This window comes from Pseudomonas edaphica (assembly GCF_005863185.1).
Classification (GTDB): Bacteria; Pseudomonadota; Gammaproteobacteria; order Pseudomonadales; family Pseudomonadaceae; genus Aquipseudomonas; species Aquipseudomonas edaphica.
In genome coordinates, this window is sequence record NZ_VBVZ01001125.1 from 1 (window position 1) to 603 (window position 603).

The following is a 603-nucleotide window of genomic DNA, read 5'->3' on the forward strand; positions in this document are numbered from 1 at the left end:
CCGCCGCACTGGCCGCGATGATGTCCACCGCCAGCGCCGGCCTGCTCGCCGCTTCCACCGTACTGACCGAAGACCTGCTGCCACGCCTGCGTGGCGGCAAGCAGTCGAGCCTGAGCATCAACCGTCTGTTTACGATGCTGACCGGTATCGCCGTGCTGGGTATAGCGCTGGTGGTCAACGACGTGATCAGCGCCCTGACCCTGGCCTACAACCTGCTGGTGGGCGGCATGCTGATCCCGCTGATGGGCGCAATTTTTTGGAAGCGCGCCACCACCTCCGGCGCCATTGCATCCATGACATTGGGCTTTGTGACGGCGCTGGTGTTTATGTTCAAAGACGGCTTGGACGCGAATACGCCGATCTACTACAGCCTGGCGGTTGGGCTGGTGAGTTTTGTATTGGTGAGCTTGTTGTCACGTCGGCCAGAGGCTTCGGTGGCCAGGGCCATTTGACAGGTAACAGGATTTAAAGCGGTTTCTTCAGCGGGCGCGACGTCGGATGTCGCGCCCGTTTTTTTGCCTTGCACAAAACGACTGTGGGAGCGGGCTTGCCCGCGATAACTGTGTGTCAGTCAACTTTAAATCGACTGATACACCGCTATCG

At 59.4% G+C, this 603-nt stretch carries 1 protein-coding gene; it reads left to right on the forward strand.

Features of this window, described 5'->3' with window-relative positions:
* On the forward strand, positions 1-452 hold a 452-nt coding region (locus FEM54_RS33645; RefSeq protein WP_420875343.1), incomplete at its 5' end, for a sodium:solute symporter family transporter.
* Positions 453-603: the final 151 nt, after the last annotated feature.